Raw genomic sequence first — 14,962 nt, forward strand, 5'->3', positions numbered from 1 at the left:
CCCTCACTGGCCGACGGACGGCGGCGTCCAGTCCTGCGGCCGGTCCACGCCCCTGCGCGCGGTGGCGACGTCGGCGGACGGCTTCAGGAACTGCTCGGGGTCGCCGCCGTACTTCTCGACGAGCTTGGCCATCTCGCCGTTCGCGTACATGGCGTCGATCTGTGCGGAGATCGCCTTCTCCAGCTTGGTGGCCTGCTTGGGCAGATAGAAGCCCGTCTGGTACGGCTGGAAGTACTGGTAGTCGGGCTGGGCCTTGACCTCGGCCGCGGTCGGCGGTGTCAGGTACTGCGTGCTGATCTTCAGCTCCGGACGCTCCTTCTGCGCGGCGATGATGATCAGCGGGTCGAGGAAGCCGACGTCGACGCGGCCCGCTCCGAGGTCGTCGAACACCCCGGTGGCGTCCGGGTAGGCGTGCAGCTTGGCTTCGGGCACGGACTGGATGGACTTGACCCAGACGTAGCCCTCGACGGTGCCGAGGTCGAGGCCCTTGAGGTCGTCGACCGTCTTGTAGGTCTTGCCGCTGCGGACGGCCATCGCCGGGGGCGAGTAGTACGGCGGGTCGGTGAACAGGCCCTGTTTCTGCCGGTCGGCGGACCAGGCGACGCCGCCGATGGTGATGTCCACCCGGCGTGACTGCACTCCGGCGAGCATGCCGGCGAAGTCGGTGACCTGGGGTTTGATCTCGAGGCCCAGCTTCTTGGCCGCGTAGGCGAGGATGTCGCCGTCCAGTCCGACGATCTTGTCGCCCTGGACACTCGTGTAGGGCGCGTACGGCTGGACGGCCACCTTGATCACGCCAGGCGTGAGCGTGCCCAGGGCGGCGGCCTTCGCGGACACGTTCTTCGGGGTCTCCTCGCTGTCGGAGCCACAGGCTGCGACGGAGGAGAGCAGGAGGAGGGCGGTCACAGTGGATACGAGAGAACGCACACGAGTCATCGGCCCGGGCCTTCCGTAGGTGCGCTGAAAGGAGCCCGCCGTTCACCGCGCTGTGCCCCCGGCGGGGATGTGATTGGGCCCAAAGCTAGGGATCAACCTGCCGCGCGTCACCGTTCACTTCGTACGTAGTTGTGGCCGAAATCGATCGGTCCCCTGTACGGTGCGTCCAACCCGGCCCGCCCTCGACGGGAGGAACACCCGTGCTGAGCCCGTCCCTCGCGCAGGAGATCGCCGGGGACACCTCCGCCGTCATCGGCTTCAACGTGCTCATCACCGACGCCGAGGGGATGGTCATCGGCAGCGGGGACAGCAGCCGGGTCGGCAGCTTCCACGAGGCGTCCGTCGAGGTCGTCCGCACGCAGGAACCCGCCACACACAACGCCTCGCAGGCCCAGCGACTGCAAGGGGTACGCCCCGGGGTCACACTGCCGCTGGTCACCGGCGGGCGCGCGGTCGGCACCGTCGGGATCACCGGGACACCCGCCCAGGTACGCCGCTTCGGCCTGCTGGTCAAGCGGCAGACGGAGATCCTCCTGAGGGAATCCGTGATGCTGCGCTCCCGCCTGCTCGCGGAGCGGGCCGCCGAGACGCTGCTCGCCGACATCGCCGCATACGATCCCCAGGTCGTCGAAGGCGACTTCCTCGTCTTCCGGGCCGCCGAACTCGGCTTCGACCTACGGCTGCGACGGGTCGCCGTGGCCCTCGAAGTGACCGTTCCGGACGCGGCCGCGCGACGACGGGGCGCCCCCACGCAGGACATGGCCCTGATCCGTTCGGAACTGCTGCGCACCGTCCGCGAGGTCTTCGCCGACCCTCAGGACATCGTGGCCGGTACGGCTCCCGGATGGATCAGCGTCCTGCACCGGCTTCCGGCCCGGGGTTCGATGGCGTCCCTGGTCGCCGACTGCCGGCGGGTCGCCGATGTGATCGCCGCGCAGGACGGTCTCGCCGCCCGGGTGGGGATCGGCGAGCCGGCCACCTCCGTCGGCGGCCTGCACGACTCCTACCAGGACGCGTGCGACGCCCTCCGTCTGGGCGCCCGGCCGGCCAACAGCTCCCCCGTCCATCTCATATCCGACCTGCGGGTCCACCAGGTTCTCGCGGCGGTGGGCCAGTCCGCCCGCAACCGTCTGCTCGACCTCACGGCCGCGGACCTGCGCGCCCAGCCGGACTGGCCGGTGCTCCGTGACACAGTCACCGCGTGGTGCGAGAGCGGGTTCAACCTCGTACGGGCATCCGCGGCGCTGCACATCCACCGCAACACCGTCGTCTACCGGATGAACAAGATCGAGCAGATCACCGGTCGCCCGCTGCGCGACCACCGGGCGACCATGGCCCTGTACCTCGCCTGCCTGGCGGATCGAATGAGCGGCGGTTGAGCGGCGGTTGAGCGGGGGTTGACGGCCGCAGGCGGTGGCTTCGCTGGCCGAGGGTCTCACCTCCAGGGCCTCGTGGTGCTCCTCGGGTCGGGCGTGGTGGCCGCTGGTGGGCGAACATCAGCCGTATTCCGGGAGTGGCCGCGAGACGCCCAGGGCGCATCGCGGCGGCGCTGACCAAGGAGGTCTCCCTTTCCATGGCTAAGCCAACCGCCCGGCTTCGCCAGCAGTTCCTTCAGAGTCGCGTCGATGAACTCGGTGTCCTCGGAGTTGCTGCCGCGTCCGGCGAAGTGGCTCCTCCTCGTACTCCTTCTCCCATTGAAGTGCTCTCCCGGCTGAAGCCGGGAGATTCCTGCTTACCTTGCGGCAGCGGGCTTGACGCGCTTCGCGCGCCTGACGACTGCCCTCCCGGCAGCCGGGATGAGCACGAGGCCCATCCGGTAAAGGTGCAAGATGTTCCGGGCCGCGTTGTGGTCGGGGTTTCCTGACCATCCGCAGTCCGGGTTCTTGCATACGAACGTGGCCTGGTCTTCACGGCTGCCGGGCGTGATGAAGCCGCACGCGGAACAGCGCCGGGACGTGTTGGGCGCCGGGACCTTGTGCAGGGTGCCGCCGTACTGAGCGGTCTTGTACGTCAGCATCGTGACCACACGGCCCCACGCCTCGCCGGTGATGGAGCGGTTTAGCCCTGACTTCTGGGCGACGTTCTTTCCCGGCAACTCGACGGTCCCCCTGGCGGACTTGACCATGTTCGTGATGGTGAGTGCTTCGACCACCACCGTGCCGTACTGCTTGGCGATGGCGGTGGTCGTCTGGTGCCGCCAGTCCGAGGCCCGGCGCTTGGCTTTCGCGCGGAGTCCTGCGATCTGGTCATAGGTGTGGTGCAGACGTCGGCTGGTTCGTTCGCCGGGATTGTGGTGCTGCTTGCGTTGGGCGGCGCGCTGCTCCAGTCGCAGGAGCTTGGACGTCTCCTGCGGGGTCAGCCACCCGCCGTGGTTCTTGGTGACGCCATCCGAGAGGGCGATGGGCACGATGACGCCCACGTCGATGCCGACCTCCGGCCCCTGGTGAGGCTCGGGCATGGCTTCGAGGATCTGGATGCGGAAGGCGAGGTGCCAGCCGAGCGCGTCTTTGACCAGCCGCGCGCCGGTGATGCGGTTCTCTTTGTTGGCTTGTCTGCCCACGGGGAGGTCTTTGGTCCAGCGGAACCGGACGCGGCCTACCTTCGGGATGTTGGCCATGCCCCAGCGGCGATGCACACGGACGACGTTCAGGTCCCGTCCCTGCGGGATGTCCACGGACATCACCGACCGGAACCGGCCCTTGAAGTTCGGGGCTTCCGCCCGGCCGTCCCAGCAGTTCTTCCACGCCTGGAAGTACGTCTTCAACACGGCCTGCGCGGCCTGGGCGGGCAGTACGGCGAGGAAGTCGATGTCCGTACGCGCCTGACGGATCGCGGCGTCCGCATTCGCGAGCGTTCTCTTCTCCTTCGGCATCATCTGCCACCACGCGTGCAGGAGATTCCACATCGCGCGGGCTGCGTGCGCCTGGGCGTCGGCCTTGAGCTCACATGCAGGAGACAGCGCCAGTCGGGCGCGATGCCCGAACTGCCGCTTCCTGAGGCCATGTTCACTCATAGTGACCAACTATTACAGCCGGATATGTCACCGCGCTGGAATCCAAATCCCGAGGTAGGCACCGGTCGTCACGCCGTCTCCAACTTGCACGCCCATTTGGTTTTCGTCACCAGGTACCGGCGTTCAGCCCTCACCGGCGCCATGTTGACTCGCACCGAAGATCATGCGCGAGGTCTGCACTACCCGCCCAAAGTGCAGCTTTCCAAGCTGGTCAACAGCCTCAAGGGCGTCAGCTCGCGAAGACTCCGCCAGGAGTACGACGCGCATGTGCACCGGTACCTGTGGGGCGGTCACTTCTGGTCCGCCTGCTACTTCGGCGGGTTCTGCGGTGGAGCACCGTTGACCGTCGTCAAGCAGTACATCGAGAACCAACAGCGACCTGCCGACTGAGGGCAACACTCCTGCCCCATGCTCACGTTCGGGTCAGAGCACTTCTCAGCCCCCGCTCTCCGGATCGCAGCACCCGTCGCGTCGCATACGCCGGCTGACCTCCAGCCAGTCCTCGGCCGAAGCCGCCTGCTGCGGTTCGTAACTCCGCGTGGTGGCAGCCCCGAAGGCGTCGACCAGGTCCGCCTGCTCGATGAGGACACCGCCGCGGAGGACCGCCACGGTGCGGATCAGGCTGGCGAAGTCAGTGAAGGGGTCGCCGTCGATGACCGTGAGGTCGCCGAGTTTGCCCTCCTCCAGCGTGCCCAGGTCGGCGTCGGCACCGAAGACGCGCGCGGGCAGCACGGTGGCGGTGCGCAGCGCCTCGGCCGGTGACAGGCCGGCGCGGTGCAGTGCCCGTAGGGCCAGGTGCAGGTGCAGCCCGACCGGGACGAGCGGCTGGTCGGTGCCGAGCGCGATCAGTCCGCCGCCCGCGAGGATCCGCCGGTAGACGTTCAACTCCCTGTCCAACGTGGCCAGTTGGGAGGCTGTGGGCGGCTGCCCGGCCTGCTGGCGGACGAGCGCGGTGTCCCACGGCGGCATGAGCGTGGTGACACGCGGGTCGTCCGCGAGCGCGGGGTCGGCGCCGAGCAGAGGCTGTGCCGTGAACGGGGTGGCGACGAGGTGGAAGCCGGCGCGGGTGTAGATCTCCTCGACGTCCTGGTAGGCACGTCCCGTGGCCGAGGTCGCGTGCCCGAACTCCAGTCGCTGGGTGGCCTGCAGATGGGTCGTCAGGTCCTGGCCCAGCTGTACGCCCGGAGTGCACAGGTGGCTGCCGCTGCGCACGCCGAGCCGGTCGTGCGCGAAGTCGGCGGCCTCCTTCATCACCCAGCCGGGGGCCCGTACGTACGTCTTCACGAAGTCCCAGTCCAGCGCGGCCGCCCGCGCCAGCGAGCGGCGCAGGCCCTCGTGGGTGCGGTGGGCGCGGCCCATGCTGTAGGCGACGCGCGCCCCGTCAAGGAGTTCGCCGGTGGACAGGAGCCGGGGTCCGGCGAGGGCACCGGCGGCGACCGCCTCGCGGATGCGGGCCTGTTCGTAGGCGAATCCGCCCAGCGAGACGGCCGTCGTGATGCCGTACGCGACTTGGAGCGCGGTCTGGCGGCCGCCGTAGGTGCTCTGCCAGGGGTGGGTGTGTGCGTCCCACAGGCCCGGGATCACGGTGCGATCGCTCGCGTCGACCTGGCGGGCGGCCGGGCGGCCGGTCCGGTGCGGGGAGACCTCCGCGATCCGGCCGTCGCGGATCACGACATCGATGTCCTCGCGGACGTCCGGGCCGGTGCCGTCCCAGAAGCGGCCCGCGTGCACGACGGTGTCGGCCGGCCGCGGTCTGCGGTAGTCCAGCGGGACGCGGACGGTGCGGGCCTTGCCGCTGCCGATGTCGATCAGGCGCAGGGTGCCCGCGGACAGGTGGAGAAGGCTGCGGGCGTCGGCGGACCAGGACGGGTGGTCGGCGGGTTCGGTGGTGAGGAGGCGGGGGTCGCCGTCGGGGGTGCCGTCGGCGCGGACCGGCAGCAGCCACAGCGCCGACTCGGCGACGACGGCCATCCAGCGGCCGTCCGGGGACCAGACGGGGCCGGAGTCGTAGCGGTCGGAGAGCGAGGTGTGCGGGGCGAGGGCGTGCAGGACGGCCGTGCCGGTGGTGGTGTCGACGACCCGGATGAGGTTGTAGCCCTCGCGGAAGCGCTGGTTGAGGCGGTTGCGGTCGCACAGCGCCACATAGCGGCCGTCGGGCGACCAGCTGGGGCGGCCGGGCAGCCCTCCCCCGCCGAGCGGTGCGGCGAGGTTGCGTTCGCTGCCGTCGGACAGGTCGCGCACCACGAGGTTGCCGGACATGTCCAGGCAGGCCAGCCGGGTCCCGTCGGGCGAGAGGGCGGGGAAGACGCGGCCGCCCTCGGCGAGCACGGTCTCCTCGCCGGAGGCCAGGTCGCGGCGCCGTACGGCGAACAGGCCGTCGCGGTCGTCGGTGTACACCAGCGCCGTGCCGTCGGGTGTCCATCTCGGCGCCGACACATAGCGGGTCGAGGGCACTTGAACGACCTTGCGGGGTGCGCGGCCGCCGGTGGTGTCGGCGGTCCACAGCGCGTTGAGCGCGGCGAAGGCGACGCGGCGGCCGTCCGGTGACAGGGCGGGCAGGTGCAGCGCGCGGACGGGACGGGTGCCGGCGCCTTCGAAGTCGTACGCCTTCTCGCGGTAGTTGGGCCGGTCCACGGGCAGCGTCGCCGTGAACGGGATCTTCTCGCCGTCGCCCGGCGCGTCCGGGTCGAGCAGGCGGAAGTGTCCGTCGACCGTGAGGAGCAGGCGTTCGCCGTCCGTCCAGCGGGGCGGCGCCGGGAGGACGTCGCCCTCGACGGCGACCGGAGCGCCGTCCACCACAAGCGTGCAGGAGGCCGCGGGCGAGGCCGTGGTGCGCAGGTAGGCGAGACGGCCGGCGGGCGAGGCGGCGGGGGTCATGACCTGGGCGCCGGAGTCGTCGGTGTGCTCGGTGGTCACCGGACCCGAGCCGTCGGCAGGCACCGACGCGACGGTGGCCGCTCGGAGGGCACCCGCCGGGGTGACGACAGCGCGCACGAACAGCACGCGAGCACCGTCCGGCGACCACGTGGGGTCGAAGTCCTCCCAGGCGGCGTCCTGCCCGGGGCCCTGCTGGCCGTGGCGCCCGGTGAGCCGGGTCAGCGCGCCGGTGCGCAGGTCCAGGACCCAGATCCGGTACGGGGCGCCGGTCACGGTGTCGCCGCCGCGCTCGGACGCGAACGCGATCCGGGTGCCGTCCGGCGACCAGGCCGGCCCCCGGTCGTCCCACGGCCCGTCGGTGAGCTGCCGGGTCCCGGTACCGTCGGGCCGCAGCGTCCAGAGGTGGAAGCCTCCGCCGCGATAGGCGCACACGACGAGGCGGCTGCCGTCGGGCGAGAACTGCGGGCGGGTGGGTTCGAGGCCGGGCGGGGTCAGCGCGACGGCGGTGCCACCGTCCCGCGGAACGGACCAGAGCACGTTCTGGACCTCGGCGACCAGCCGGTCACCGGACGGGGCGAGGGTCGCGGAACCGCCCGTGGCGGCGGTGAAGGAGAGGGTGGTGGGACCGGAGGCGGCGGCCGCGCCCGGCGGGCCGACGGTGACGAGCGCCGTGGCCGCGGCGGTGGTCCGGAGGAATCCGCGGCGGGAGAGGGGACCGAAACGGGAGGGCTCTGAGGTGACGGAGGCGTCGTCGATGTCCAAGGAAGCTCCCAGTACACGGAGTTGGTGTGCCGGACAGAAGAGACCACGGGTGGAAACGTACGGGGCGGAGCCCGCTCGCGGACCCCGCCCCGGCACTTGTCCGCCGATCTTCACCCCTCAGCGCTTGCCGTACGTCGCGGTGACCTCGACCTCCACCAGCCAGCCCTTGACGGCCAGTGAGGCGACCTCCATCGTGGCCCGCGCCGGACGGGCCTTGTTGGCGAGCAGCGGCGCCTTGGGAGCGGACGTGCCCATGGGTACCGGCACGACCTGATGTGTCGTCAGGTCGATGTTCGCGAAGAACTGCCGGTACGCGCGGTTCCAGCCGGCGTAGTCGGCCGTCTCCGCGCCGGGCGGCTTCATCAGGTAGCACTTCATCGTGATGACGGCGGCCGGGCTGAGGCCCGCGGCCTCCAGGTTGGTCTTGATGTTGCGCAGCACGACGAGCGCCTGCGCCTCGGTGATCGTGACGCCTTCGGCGCCCTCGGTCAGGGCCGGGTCGGTGTAGCGCTCCGGAGTCCCGTCCGGCGCCGAGGGGTTGAGCGCGGAGGGCCCGAGACCGCTGCTCTGGTACCCGGCCACCTCACTGCCGGTCGCCACGCCGTTCGCGATGGCCGGGTTGGACTGCCCGGAGGGCAGCATGACCCGCACTTCCCTCGGGCCGGGCCACCAGCCCCGGGCGTCGGCGAGCGCGGTGCCGCCCGTGAGGAGCGAGGCGGTCAGGACCGTACCGATGACAACCTTCGTGCGCCGGCTCATGCGGCCATCACCCTCTCGTGGATGTCGGTCACGACCTTGCGGGCCGAGGTGAACGCGCCGTGCTGCCAGGCGATGACGTGGCTGAGCCAGTCCCCGGCGAAGTACACATGCCCGGCGGGCTGGTTGAGGAGCTTGTACTCCGGGCCGTCCTGCGAGGGCCAGCCCACCCAGCCGGCCTCGATGTGCGGGGTGCGGTGCCAGGCCACGCTGAAGGCGTGCTCGAGTTCGCTGCGGTACTTCTCGCCGTGGATCTTCACGCCGCGGCTCACCGCCCGCGCGACCCGCTCCTCGTGCGGCAGGGCGCTGTACGCGAGGGCGTTCGCGCCGAAGTTGTAGTAGCCGATGAGGGTGCCGCGGCGGCCGAAGTGGCCGTAGGACGGGTACCAGATGGTGGCCAGGTCCGTGTCGGTGGGCGTGATCCCGCCGTAGATGTGCTCGTCGGTCTCCCACCAGCGGCTGCCGTACTCCAGGCCCACCTTGCCGACGGGTGTCACGGCCGGGTACTTCAGCGCGGCGGTGACGTTCGTGCCCAGGTTGTGCTTGATGCGGGCCATGACCATGGGCGGTACGGCCGCGACGACGAAGTCGGCGTACCGGGTGCGGGTACGGCCCCGGTCGTCCTTGTAGGTGACCTCGGCGCCGTCCGGGAGGTTCCTGACCTCCAGCGCCTCGGCGCCGTACGTGATCCGGTCCCGCCCGACGGCCTCGGCGAGGGCGTACGGGATGGCGTCCATGCCGCCCACCGGCTGGAACATGAGCATGGCCTGGTCGTAGCCGAACTCGAAGGAGAAGCGCTGCCCGACGCCGCTCGCGATGACGTCCGACATCGAGGGCACCGGCCCCAGCACCGTGCCGTTCTCGAAGGCGGCACCGGGCTCGACGGAGTAGCCGCGCCGGTCGCTGCCGGTGTAGGCGTAGCCGTCCGCCTTGCCCTTGATGGCGCCGAAGTTCTGCAGGAAGGCGATCAGCCGTTCCTTGTCGGCGGCGGTGAGCTGCGCGTCCAGGGCACCCTGGTCGGTGGCCTTGGCGAGCAGCTCGGAGACATAGCCGTAGACGTCGGCCTTCGCGGTGCGCCAGCGCATCGGCTGTCCCGCGAGCGCGGCGCTGTTCTCGTGGTAGATGTACGCGTTGGCGTTCTGGTTGGTGAACACCTCGACGGGAACGCCGAGTTCCCTGCAGTACTCGAGCGTGACGTGCGACTGGGGCAGCCGGGCGGGCCCGGCGTTCATGTACTGGCCCTTGGAGAACGACGCGGTCTGTCTGCGCCCGTCCAGATCGGTCAGCGAAGTACCCCCGCGTACCGTCCAGTTGCGGCCACCGGGCCGGTCCTTGGCCTCCAGGATCCGGCAGTCGTAGCCCGCCTTGCCGAGTTCGTAGGCGGTGGCCAGGCCGGCGATGCCGCCGCCGAGTACGAGGACCTTCTTCGCGCTCCGCCCGCTGAGCGCGAAGTCGCTCCTGCCCGGCGCCCGGTACTCCGCGGCCCGTACGTCCGGCACCGGCGCGAGGCCCAGTGCCCCCATCGCCGAGTAGAGCACTCCCGCGCCGCCCGCGACCCCGACGGAACGCAGGAAGTCACGCCGAGATGCCGTGGATCTCTCTGCAGCAGCCATCCACTCCTCCTCACCCGCGCCCGCGTGCCCGGACGCGACGTCCGATCAACCCGGTCACGTGGGGGGTGAGCAACTGATGAGACCGGAGGTGCGAAGTGAGCCTCCGTCAGGAGTGTTACGGCGCAATACCGATGACGTATCCGTGACATGAGCATGCGAGCGGGGCGTACGTCTGTCTCATCCGGCCCCGGCGGGTACGCGCTGGGGGGCCACGCCTCGGGCGACCGCGGCGAGTACCGCGATGGACGCGGCGACCAGCAGTGGGTGCCCGACCAGTGAGGTCTGGAAGCCTTCGAAGGGGTCCGAGGAGGTCAGTCCCGCGCGTTCGAGCATCCAGGACACCGAGAACAGCAGGCCGATGACGGCCACCGCGACACGGAACGCCGGGTACACGGCCGTACGGGCGAGGACGAGCAGCGAGGGCATCATCAGCGCGACGACCAGCAACCGGGTCAGCTCGATGCCCAGGTTGAAGCCCAGCAGTGTGGTCACGAGGGATCCTCGGTCCAGCCCCAGCTCGCCGATGAGCGACGCGAACGCCAGCCCGTGGACGAGTCCGAAGCCACTGGCGATGAGGACCTCGCCGCGGGCCACCAGGGGGCGTAGCGCGTGGCGCGCGGACACCGCGATCGAGAAGGCGATCAGCGTCTCGACCGGCCGTGACGGTACGTGGATCACTCCGGCCGCCGCCAAGGCCAGGGTGAGCGAGTGGCCCACGGCGAACGCGGAGACGACATGGACGACGCGGACGATGCTGCGCCGCGCCGACGCACCGCCGGCCCGCCACCGCCCGCCCGCCGCCACCAGCGGGGCCGGGACGAGCAGCATCAGGAGGAACAGCAGGTGGTCGGCGCCCTCGCCGACGTGCTCGATGCCCAGGCCGGCGGTGGCGGCCCGAGGGTGCCCTTGCCGGTGTCCGACAGCGCGCGCCGCCTGGCCGCCTCCGGCGAGGCCGGGCAGTCGGACACCGCCGAGATCGTCGTGGACGGCCGCACCTGTCGCCGGCTGACCACCGCGCTGGGCGGGGACCGCGGGGCGTTGCAGGTCGCCGTCCGGATCGACCAGACCCACTATGTGCTGGGCGGCATGGCCCGGGAGATCGCCGCGGTCAGCGGTGCGTCAGGAGGCCGAGGAACCCGTGGAGCTGGCCGGGGTGGCCCGGCGCGCGGCGCGGCGCGTGTACCGGCGTACCGGCCGCCTGGTCCATGTCGACGCCGACGGTTCCGTGGTCCACGGCCGCCCGCAGGGGCTCGAACGCGCGCTGGGCAACCTGCTGGAGAACGCCGCCAAGTTCGACCCCGACGGCGAGGAGCCCATCGAGGTGCGTATCCGTCGGGGCCGGGTCACCGTCTCGGACCGCGGCCCGGGCATCGACGTCGACGACCTCGCCCGCGTCTTCGACCGCTTCTACCGGGCCGACACCGCCCGCGGCCTGCCCGGGTCCGGACTCGGCCTCGCCATCGTCCGCGACGTCGCCGGGACGCACGACGGCACCGTGTTCGCGGCTGCCCGAACCGGCGGCGGGACCGCGGTCGGCTTCACCGTGGACGCCTCGCGCCTGCTGCCCGGCGCCAACGCCGATCCGGCCTCTCGCTCGACGGCCCGCTCCGGCCGGCCTGCCGGCTGACCGACGACCACTCGGTATCAGACCCGTGGCTTCAATTCCCCCGTCCGGAAGCCGACCGCCCGCGGCTGAGACCCTACGGAACCAGGTCGACGCCGGGTGCCCGCGCCGGTTGTTCACCAGAAGGGCCCGGAGACCGGGCACTAGAGTGAGCGGTCCCTGTCAGAAGCGTCCGGATCGGAACCGTCCCGGCCACGAGTGGGTGAAGGAGACACGGTGACTCTGCGCGAGGACGATCCGCGGTCCGTCGGCGGTTACCGGATCGAATCGCGGATCGGGACCGGCGGCATGGGCGTCGTCTACCTCGGCAGATCGGCGTCGGGGCGGGCCGTCGCCGTCAAGGTCGTGCACACCCGGTATGCCGACAACGCCGAGTTCCGGGCCAGGTTCCGCCAGGAGATCGCGGCCGCGCGCCGGGTCAGCGGTGCGTTCACCGCACCGGTCGTGGACGCCGACCCGGATGCGGAACGGCCGTGGATGGCCACCGCGTTCGTCCCGGGCCGCACGCTCGCCGAGCGGGTCGACGAGGCGGGTCCGCTGGCCTGGCATGCGCTGCGCCGTCTCGGCACCGAACTCGCCGAGGCGCTGCGGGAGATCCACCGGGCCGAGGTCGTGCACCGGGACCTCAAGCCGAGCAATGTGCTCCTGGTGGAGGGCGAGGGCGACGACGGGGCGGTGCGCGTCATCGACTTCGGCATCTCACGTGCGGCCAGCAGTGACGTCCGTACCCAGACGGGCATGGTGATGGGCTCGCCGCCGTTCATGGCACCGGAGCAGTTCAGCCGCCCCCGCGAGGTCGGCCCCGCCGTGGATGTCTTCTCGCTGGGCGCGGTCCTGGTGTACGCGGCCACCGGGCACAGCCCCTTCGAGGCGGAGAACGCCTATCTCGCCGCGTACAACACCGTGCACAGCCAGGCCGAGCTGGGTGACCTGCCCGAGCCGCTGCGGCCGTTGGTGTCGGCCTGTCTGGCGAAGGAGCCGGAGAACCGGCCGACGTCGAGCGAGGTGCTGGACGCGCTGGCCGGGCTGCCGGAGGAGCTGCCCGACGAGGATGACCGTGCGGAGTCGTCCCGGATCCCGGTGACCACACTGTCGGGACACGCGACCTTGCCGTCCCCGGGCGACGGGCCGACCCGACAGAAGCCCCGTAGGAAAAAGCTGTGGACCGGCCTCGTCGGCGCGGCCCTCCTCGGCGTGGTCGTGGTGGCTTCGGTCGCCGTGGTGGCCGACGACCCGGCGAGCTCGGTCGACGAGGCCGGCCAGGCCGGCCCGCAGGCGACGGACCCGCAGGCGACGCCCAATGGTTCGGCACCGCCCGGCTGGAAGCCGTGGCACAAAACGCTGGCGCCGGACGAGGACGAGCCGATGGCCCTCGGCCCGGCGTGCACACCTGACCCGCTCGGCGTCTTCTGCTCCTCCTCACAGGTCGCCCTGACCCGGCTGAGCCCCGCGACCGGCCGGGTGGACTGGACGAAGCCCATGAGCCAGAAGGAGGTCAGCAGTTTCTCGCTCCGCGAGCCCGTCGTCCATGACGGTGTGGTGTTCGTCGGCAGCGCGGACCGCTCCGAGGGAGTGGACGCCTTCGACGGCAGGACCGGGGAGCGGCTGTGGCATCTGGACGGTCCGGTGGGCGGGTTCGAGTCACTGAGCGGGGTGCTGGTCGTACGACTGGACGAGCTCGGGCCCTCCGAGACCGCGCGCTACGCGGCGTACGAGCCGGGCACGGGTGAGGAACTGTGGCGCCGTGAGCTGACGTCCACCTCGTCGAGCCCCTTCTACGCGGGCCCCAAGGACACCCTCTACGCCGATCTGCGCGGCGGCTCCGGCGGAATCGCCCGCCTCGACGCACGCACCGGCAGGACGCTGGGCAGTGTCGAGGCGCCGAAGGGCGATCTGTGGCTGGCCACGGTGCACGACGACACGGCGTACTACGCGCGGTGGGAGGACGGCACCGGGGTCTCCGCCGCCTTCTTCGTCCAGGACCTCGGCAGCGGGAAGACCCGCCGCGTCGACTTCCCCTGGAGTGTCGAGCCGGAAGCGCCGCCGCTGGTGCACGGCGACACCATGTACCTCTTCGACTACGGCAACGAGACCCTGCTCGCCCTGGATCTGAAACGCGGGAAGCCGCTGTGGACCAGCTCGCGCGAGCTGCGCGTCTTCAGCGAACCGGCCTATCACCAGGGCCGGTTGTACGTCATGATGCCGGACACCAGCATCCTGGCCCTCGATCCGGGCACCGGCAAGGAGATCGGGCGCACCGCCCCGTCCTTCGACACGGAGGGCCGGTCGTTCGAGGAACTGACCCCGAGTTCGGTGCCGCCGCTGCTGGCGGGCGGCGTGCTGTACGGGGTCACCGGGCCGGGGATCTTCTCGGTGGCCGACGTTTCCTGATCGGCGAGGGCGGCTGGGTCGGCGGGCGGAGCGGGCACCCCGCCGGACGCGGCCCAGTCCGGCGGGGTCCGATGGTCGTGGGCATCCGCCGGCTCAGCGGAAGTTCACGTCGCTGCACAGGAAGTACGTCTGGTCCATGTGCGATGCCTGCCAGATCGTGTAGACGACGTGGCGGCCGCTGAGCCCCGACGTGCTCACGTCGATCGAGTAGTTCTGGCTGGGGCCGTAGCTGCCGGTCCTGGTGACCAGTTGGAGGTCGTCCCAGGTCAGTGGTTCGGTGGTGGGGTCGAAGCCCTGGCGTGTGACGTAGACCAGGAAGTAGTCCGCGCCATGGCTGGCCTGGTCGTACAGCTGCAGGGTGAAGTTGCCGGTGACGTCCGTCGTCTTCCAGGGACCCACGGCGTCCAGGGAGTTGTAACGGCCGCCCTCGGTCCGGCCGCCACTGCACAGTTGCCCGTCGGGGACGACCGCTTCGAAGTTACCGGCGGAGCCGTTGCGGTAGAGGCCGTTCCAGTTCCACATGGCGTTGGGGTTGTCCTGCCACGCCTGCCAGCACATGGGGTCTTCCTGCTCCATGGCCGGGTTCTGGAAGTCGGATCCCCAGCGGAGCCAGCAGCCGTAGTTGCGGGATGCCGGGTCGACGACCGAGCCGTGGGCAGCGGCGGTGCCGCTCCACGGGATCAGGCAGATCAGCAGCGCGGTGAGCGCGCTGAGGACGAATGTCGGGCGAGATCCCATTCTGTTGTCGCGATCATGCCAAGTCATGGTCTCCTGCTTTCCTGCGCGGCCGGTTCAGGTGTGCACGGGAGCCGTGGGAGCGCTCCCGCACTTCCAACTTGGGCCTCAGAAAACAGCGCTGCAACATTCGTTTGCGCCACTTTCGAGATGCGTCGGCCTGTCAGGACCGTGTTCCTGGTGACGAAAAACGTTCCAGGCGCCGTCGGGGTAGTCTTCCGTCGCCCATGAGGACCACGTCGTGCCTGGTCGCAC

The 14,962-nt window shown here is 70.8% G+C and carries 11 protein-coding genes; 4 read left to right on the forward strand and 7 right to left on the reverse strand.

Annotated features, from left to right (window positions below):
* Window positions 1-3: 3 nt before the first annotated feature.
* Window positions 4-906 carry an ABC transporter substrate-binding protein gene (locus tag QFZ76_RS07085; RefSeq protein ID WP_307672903.1) on the reverse strand — a complete coding sequence of 301 codons (903 nt, stop codon included), beginning with the start codon at window positions 904-906 and terminating at the stop codon, window positions 4-6.
* Between the two features lie 230 nt (window positions 907-1,136).
* Between QFZ76_RS07085 and QFZ76_RS07090 the strand changes: the two genes are divergently transcribed.
* On the forward strand, window positions 1,137-2,315 hold the full coding sequence (locus QFZ76_RS07090; protein WP_307672904.1) for a sugar diacid recognition domain-containing protein: 1,179 nt from the start codon (window positions 1,137-1,139) through the stop codon (window positions 2,313-2,315).
* A gap of 353 nt (window positions 2,316-2,668) precedes the next feature.
* Here QFZ76_RS07090 and QFZ76_RS07095 read toward each other — a convergent pair whose 3' ends face one another.
* Window positions 2,669-3,949: a transposase gene (locus tag QFZ76_RS07095; RefSeq protein ID WP_307672905.1), complete on the reverse strand. Its 1,281-nt coding sequence runs from the start codon at window positions 3,947-3,949 to the stop codon at window positions 2,669-2,671.
* 24 nt (window positions 3,950-3,973) lie between these two features.
* Here QFZ76_RS07095 and tnpA point away from each other — a divergent pair, with 24 nt between their 5' ends.
* Window positions 3,974-4,339 carry an IS200/IS605 family transposase gene (gene tnpA / locus QFZ76_RS07100; protein ID WP_307679951.1) on the forward strand — a complete coding sequence of 122 codons (366 nt, stop codon included), beginning with the start codon at window positions 3,974-3,976 and terminating at the stop codon, window positions 4,337-4,339.
* Window positions 4,340-4,384: 45 nt separating this feature from the next.
* On the opposite strand, the gene QFZ76_RS07105 is transcribed toward tnpA, so the two are convergent.
* The 4 genes from QFZ76_RS07105 to QFZ76_RS07120 form a co-directional block, all read right to left on the reverse strand.
* A complete protein-coding gene (locus QFZ76_RS07105; protein WP_307672906.1) occupies window positions 4,385-7,588 on the reverse strand; it encodes an amidohydrolase family protein in 3,204 nt (1,067 codons plus the stop codon).
* A 117-nt stretch (window positions 7,589-7,705) separates the two neighbouring features.
* Window positions 7,706-8,347, reverse strand: a complete 642-nt coding sequence (locus tag QFZ76_RS07110; protein WP_307672907.1) for a Rid family hydrolase — start codon at window positions 8,345-8,347, stop codon at window positions 7,706-7,708.
* The gene (locus QFZ76_RS07115; RefSeq protein WP_307672908.1) at window positions 8,344-9,957 is read right to left on the reverse strand and encodes a flavin monoamine oxidase family protein; all 1,614 of its coding nucleotides are present in this window, start codon (window positions 9,955-9,957) and stop codon (window positions 8,344-8,346) included. The genes QFZ76_RS07110 and QFZ76_RS07115 overlap by 4 nt, the downstream gene beginning before the upstream one ends.
* 177 nt (window positions 9,958-10,134) lie before the next feature.
* Window positions 10,135-11,028, reverse strand: a complete 894-nt coding sequence (locus tag QFZ76_RS07120; RefSeq protein ID WP_307672909.1) for a HupE/UreJ family protein — start codon at window positions 11,026-11,028, stop codon at window positions 10,135-10,137.
* 43 nt (window positions 11,029-11,071) lie between these two features.
* Between QFZ76_RS07120 and QFZ76_RS07125 the strand changes: the two genes are divergently transcribed.
* Both QFZ76_RS07125 and QFZ76_RS07130 read left to right on the forward strand, forming a co-directional pair.
* A complete protein-coding gene (locus QFZ76_RS07125; protein WP_307672910.1) occupies window positions 11,072-11,584 on the forward strand; it encodes a sensor histidine kinase KdpD in 513 nt (170 codons plus the stop codon).
* Between the two features lie 213 nt (window positions 11,585-11,797).
* Window positions 11,798-13,972 carry a serine/threonine-protein kinase gene (locus QFZ76_RS07130; protein ID WP_307672911.1) on the forward strand — a complete coding sequence of 725 codons (2,175 nt, stop codon included), beginning with the start codon at window positions 11,798-11,800 and terminating at the stop codon, window positions 13,970-13,972.
* 93 nt (window positions 13,973-14,065) lie between these two features.
* Here QFZ76_RS07130 and QFZ76_RS07135 read toward each other — a convergent pair whose 3' ends face one another.
* Window positions 14,066-14,737: a lytic polysaccharide monooxygenase gene (locus tag QFZ76_RS07135; protein ID WP_307672912.1), complete on the reverse strand. Its 672-nt coding sequence runs from the start codon at window positions 14,735-14,737 to the stop codon at window positions 14,066-14,068.
* Window positions 14,738-14,962: the final 225 nt, after the last annotated feature.

It is taken from the genome of Streptomyces sp. V4I2, from assembly GCF_030817655.1.
Lineage (GTDB): Bacteria > Actinomycetota > Actinomycetes > Streptomycetales > Streptomycetaceae > Streptomyces > Streptomyces plumbiresistens.

Excerpts from the sequence above, each read along its gene's own strand:
- tnpA (WP_307679951.1), top strand. The coding sequence starts at position 3,974 with ATGTCACCGCGCTGGAATCCAAATCCCGAGGTAGGCACCGGTCGTCAC.
- QFZ76_RS07115 (WP_307672908.1), bottom strand. The coding sequence starts at position 9,957 with ATGGCTGCTGCAGAGAGATCCACGGCATCTCGGCGTGACTTCCTGCGT.
- QFZ76_RS07095 (WP_307672905.1), bottom strand. The coding sequence starts at position 3,949 with ATGAGTGAACATGGCCTCAGGAAGCGGCAGTTCGGGCATCGCGCCCGA.
- QFZ76_RS07110 (WP_307672907.1), bottom strand. The coding sequence starts at position 8,347 with ATGAGCCGGCGCACGAAGGTTGTCATCGGTACGGTCCTGACCGCCTCG.
- QFZ76_RS07135 (WP_307672912.1), bottom strand. The coding sequence starts at position 14,737 with ATGACTTGGCATGATCGCGACAACAGAATGGGATCTCGCCCGACATTC.